This is a genomic window from uncultured Mobiluncus sp., assembly GCF_947254095.1.
GTDB lineage: Bacteria > Actinomycetota > Actinomycetes > Actinomycetales > Actinomycetaceae > Mobiluncus.
Genome location: NZ_CAMYBV010000039.1, coordinates 1 through 5,141, shown reverse-complemented (window position 1 = coordinate 5,141; position 5,141 = coordinate 1). Strand labels below are relative to the sequence as shown.

The window sequence follows — 5,141 nt, the reverse complement described above, 5'->3', positions numbered from 1 at the left end:
GCGGTCACTTCGGCGAGGGCAAAAGCGGTGATGTCCAGTTTGCGTTTCGCGACCAAGTCCGCCAGCAGGTGAAACGGTCCGGTGTACTCGGGTGAATGGACCTCAAAAGCGGGGGTGTCCGCCGTGTCCAAGTCCGGTGCAGCGTGGTTGTCCGGTGCCGTGACGAGCAGGTTCGGGTCAGGGTTAGGCGACATAGCCCTTAGCTATCACTTCGCGCGCCAAGCGGCGGTAGGCTTGGGCACCTTCGTGGGTGGGGGCGAACTCGGTGATAGGCCGGGTCGCCACGGTAGAGTCGGGGAACTTCACGGTGCGTTTGATGACGGTGGAGAACATTTTGTCTTGAAAAGCTTCGAGCAGGCGTTCCTGAACTTCCTTGGAGTGCAGCGTCCGCGAGTCCACCAACGTCGCCAAAATACCGTCCAACTGCAGTTTCGGGTTCAACCGGTCACGCACGGTTTCAATAGTTTCCATCAGTAGCGCCACCCCGCGCAGGGCGAAAAATTCAGTAGATACCGGAATAATCACCCCGTGAGCCGCGGTCAAAGCATTGACCGTCAACAGGCCTAGTGACGGCTGGCAGTCAATAATAATCGCGTCATATTCCGGCTCTACTTCCCGCAGCACCCGAGCCAGGATAGATTCCCGCGCCACTTCGTTCACCAGCTGCAACTCTGCGGCGGAAAGGTCAATGTTGGCCGGAATGATGTCGAGGTTTTCCGTGCTGGTGTGGTGAATAACATCGGCAGTCGTCAAGTCGCGGTGCGGGCCGACCATCAGGGAATAGATAGTCGTGTCCATCTCGTGACCGTTAATGCCCAAACCCACCGAGGCTGCCCCCTGCGGATCGAAATCCACCAACAGCACTTTGCGACCGTATTCCGCTAGGGCTGCCGCCAAGTTAATGGAAGTCGTAGTTTTGCCAACCCCGCCCTTTTGGTTACACATGGCGATAATCCGCGCCGGGCCGTGGCCTTTGAGAGGCTTCGGAACCGGAAACTCTTTATCCGTATCAGGAACAGGCATCATCGCGGGTTGGTTAGCATTCACCTTTACAGTTTACCCAAAGTTGTTCACTTGATATGCCACCACACCACCGGTTCCCGGCAAGCAGGTTTCCCAACATCGCTCCCTCACTGGAACCCAGTTTTTTGAACAGGTTTTCTGTATATAGTTCATTCGGCATGGCTTTCCGCGCAGAGACCAACCACGCAACCAGCAGACCGGTATCTAGAAAATGCGCTGACCAGCTATTAGAGAGGCACACCCAACACGAAATCAAGAGTATGGACACCCTTGATTTGACCCGAAGTCACAAGCTACACACCTCGCCCCGAAACGGGTGGCAGAGAGCTTTCGTTCCCCGCCACCCGCATCAGTCAGGCTATCGGTTTATTTGTAGGAGAATGACAGCCAGACTGGGTTGCTCCTGGTTTGGTACGATGAGGGCTCCGAATCGTCAGTAAACCATTCGAAACACTTCATGGTGCCACCCGAAGCACCGCACATAAATTGGAGGTTAACCTCAGGCATTAGTGCTTCAATGTATTGACCTTCTTGCAGACGAGCCACTTTCTGGGGGTCAGCGCCTACACCCGAATCCTTCTCATACCATAGCTTGGATTCAATAACGCCCTCTATATTGCCCATCTTGATAACGCTCCGTTGATAAAAATCCGGACCATCCCAGGTGAATGAAGCAGAAGCGCGTGTGGGATCACCTGCCATATTGAGGACTTCTTGCCACGAAAGAAAACTATCGCAAGGTATCCCACCCACCCGAACTGAAGTATTATTCGGGTAGCATTGCCCATGTTTCATATTCTCCGCAGTTAGACCGGTGGGCTCCCAGCTCGGGAAAAATGCTTGTAAATGCGGCCCCTCTACAAAAGCCGCACCCACCAGGTAATCACCCTTCGGGGAAGGCTTGGGAGCCATCATAAAGTACTCCAAGTCTGACCTATATTTAAAGGTTGCCGCGTCCGCTTTCGTGAGGCTGGCGCGCATCTCGTCCATAGACATGTCAGCTGCAGACTTTGCTTTGGGGATTATGCCGGTGGTGGCGGCTTGTACGGTAGCATCGGGCATGACGCCGGTCCCGCCGATAATCATCAGTTTGCTAGCACCCAGGGCATCAGCTTTCGCTTTCACACCCTCCCCATTAGATGGGCTGAGTAAGATAACTCCGTCTTTGGCGGCACCAGCGACCATCGCGTCTTTCAATGCGGTACCCGACGCCAGATACACCACACTGCCAGACTTTTGAGCCTTCGCATATTTAGCGATAGTGAACGCGGTCTCATACCGGTTCGCCCCCGCCAAACGAGCCGTCGCTTTCCCACCAGCAGCCATGTTCAACACACTATCCGGCACAACAGCCCCACCACCCAGGGCAGTAACCTTACCGGCTTTCAGTTCGGAAACAACCCCGGGCAAGGCTGCCGCGGAAGCATCAGACGTAAACGTCAAAATCGGGCCATCACGCAGTACGCTCGCCGCGACCGCGTCCGGGGAACCCGAACCCGTATTCTTGGTAATGTAAACGTTCTTTGGGGTACCGTTAACCTTCACCCACTGTTTCGCGATAGCCCCCGCCGTGGCGTTACGATCCGCACCCGCCAGGCGCAACACTTCCGCGCCGCTGGCTTTCGCCTGGTCCTCAATAGCCTGCGGCACCGCACCCACGCCACCAAGCAACACAATCTTGCCGGGTTTCACCCCACCCAGATTCAGACTCTTACCATCAGTCAACACCACCGGGCCGTCCCCAATAGTCGCCGCTGGTAGCGCATCCACCGGGTTACGATTAGACGCCACATACACCACCGGCCACGCGCTCCCCCACGTATGCTTCGCCACCGCCAGAGACGTCTCCACCCCAGACGGGCCAGCCAAACGCTCATGCGCCAACTCACCAGCCACCGCCGGTACTACCGACACACCAGCCAAACCAAGCATGGAACCAGCCGCAACCAGCCCCACCAGCCATCTCTTCACACCCATAACCAAACTCCTAACGATAGAAAAAACCTGGGTAACAAAATGCTAAGAAAATACCCCCACCCCCGGACGCTGTTCACCACCAGCGAACACCACCCCGAACCGGGAATGTAGGAAGTGGCGCAGCGGGCGCGCGTAGGCAGACTGTGGATGCACGTACATTTTTCTTGGCAACTTGTTGCCTAGAAAAATAGTGCAGGACCCCACCGCGACGCAGAACCCCCTACGGCACAGGACTAGAGACGTCACTGCGACAACACGGGTCTGACCCGACGAAGGCGCGCGCATTCATTTCCGCCGGGTATTTGTCCAGACTTCGAGGTTGCCAACCGCGTAAAGGGGGACATTTTTCATCCAATCTTGGTCACGGAAATCCGAAGAGCTAAACCGGCGCGGGAAAGTGTCGGGATAGCGTTCAACAAAGGCACGTAGGCTTTTTGAACGCAGGTTTTCCTGAGCTTTGACTTCCAGGGGGTAAATATTTTCCCCGGCTTGCACCAAGAAATCGATTTCCGCCTGTGAGTTTGGAGCTGACCAGTAATAGGGTGTGAACTCACCTTCCGAGAGCAATTGCTGGCACACGTATTGTTCCGTCAAAGCCCCCTTGAACTCGGTGAACAAGGTGTGCCCGGTCGCCATGGCGGCGGAATCGATGTCTGCCAACGCCCCCAAAATCCCCACGTCCAGGGCAAACATTTTGAACACCGCGTCGTCAGCATAAGCTCGCAGCGGAATGCCCGGTTTGGAAACCCTTGGCACCATAGTTGCTATACCGGCTTCGGTCAGCCACGTGATGCCGCTGCGATAATCGCGAGCCCTCGCGCCTTCTTTGATGTTGCCGAAGATGAACTTCTTATTTTCTCGCCCCAGATGTGCTGGCAACGAATGCCATGCCGCGAGAGCAGGCTCAGCTTTTGCTCCGAGATGCTTGGAAATGTCGCGTTCATAACCAAAGAGAATAGCCTGTTGAATCTGACGCACTCGGCTGAGATCGTGGGAATGCGCAAAAGATGCCACACATTCAGGCATCCCCCCAACGAAGTAATACTGTTTGAGTAAATCTTGGAGCTTAGTGGACAAGGCACTAAGCAATTTCCAATCAGCGGCATCAACAACTTCACGCAACGTAGTGTTCCCGGTAGCCTCCAAAAACTCGCGGAAACTCAAGGGAAAAAGATTCAGTAAATCAACTTTCCCCACTGGGAAACCACTACCCTTATGAAAGGTAATCCCTAGCAGCGAACCGGCCGCAGCAATGGCCTGTTCAGGAGCGTTTTCGCAAAAATACTTCAGCGAAGTCAACGCCGGGGGACATTCTTGAATCTCGTCGAAAATTATCAAAGTTTTCCCGGGGGTGACCACTTCCCCGGTCTCCGCATGAATCATCAGCAGCAGGCGGTCAATGTCGAACCCAGCCTCAAACTGTGCAGCAAAACCAGGATTAGTGTCCAAGCTAATATAGGCCACATTCTCGAAGTACTGTCGACCGAATTCACGCAGCAGCCAGGTCTTTCCCACCTGCCTGGCTCCATTTAGAACCAGCGGCTTGCGCCCCGGCAAGTCCCGCCACTCCAACAGCTTTTTCATCAAAAAACGTTGCATTTTCCCCATCTCCATTCACAACTAGCCCCGAGAACTTTTCTCACACACATCGCGATACGACTAACTATGTCCTGATTATCTCACAATTTGGCGAAAGTAAGTACGTAAAATCGCCAATATTGGCGATTTTCAGGACATAAACCGGTTTAGAGCATTTTGCGTAATCCTATCGATACTTGCACGAACGACCGATTTCAAACCAAAATCCGCCCCACGGCTCCCCTGCTCGATAGTAAAACAGCTGACAAGTTTCCAGGATAATCAGGGTGCGCCAAATCGAAACGAAATCGGTCATTCATGCACGCCTGCTAGATTCCCTGGCGTGGATAACTAGGGGGATTTGGGCTGCAGCTGCCAATAATGGCAGCTGCAGCCCAAATCCCACCCTTTATCCTCAAGAGTGACCCGAGCCGGGACATCGGGCGCGACCGGAGACGAAGCACCCACCACTAAAACCGATACGCCACTAACGCGATGCCCCTTCCTGCTCGGAGCTCCGGCAGCGCGACATCCCCCGGACGTCGCTCTTAGCCGCCTCCGCC

The 5,141-nt window shown here is 54.7% G+C and carries 4 protein-coding genes and 1 pseudogene; all 5 read right to left on the bottom strand.

Features of this window, described 5'->3' with window-relative positions; all coding sequences use genetic code 11:
• Positions 1-194: pseudogene (locus Q0X47_RS08325) on the bottom strand (segregation/condensation protein A); the annotation flags it as partial.
• Positions 184-1,026, bottom strand: a complete 843-nt coding sequence (locus Q0X47_RS08320) for a ParA family protein (RefSeq protein WP_297724962.1) — start codon at positions 1,024-1,026, stop codon at positions 184-186. The gene Q0X47_RS08320 and the pseudogene Q0X47_RS08325, both read right to left, overlap by 11 nt.
• A 363-nt stretch (positions 1,027-1,389) precedes the next feature.
• Positions 1,390-3,000, bottom strand: coding sequence for a cell wall-binding repeat-containing protein (locus Q0X47_RS08315; RefSeq protein WP_297724959.1), 1,611 nt, complete (start codon positions 2,998-3,000; stop codon positions 1,390-1,392).
• Positions 3,001-3,285: 285 nt separating this feature from the next.
• Positions 3,286-4,599: an ATP-binding protein gene (locus tag Q0X47_RS08310; RefSeq protein ID WP_297724956.1), complete on the bottom strand. Its 1,314-nt coding sequence runs from the start codon at positions 4,597-4,599 to the stop codon at positions 3,286-3,288.
• Between the two features lie 166 nt (positions 4,600-4,765).
• Complete coding sequence (locus tag Q0X47_RS08305) at positions 4,766-4,894, bottom strand: hypothetical protein (protein ID WP_297724952.1); 129 nt, start codon at positions 4,892-4,894, stop codon at positions 4,766-4,768.
• Between the last annotated feature and the right edge of the window lie 247 nt (positions 4,895-5,141).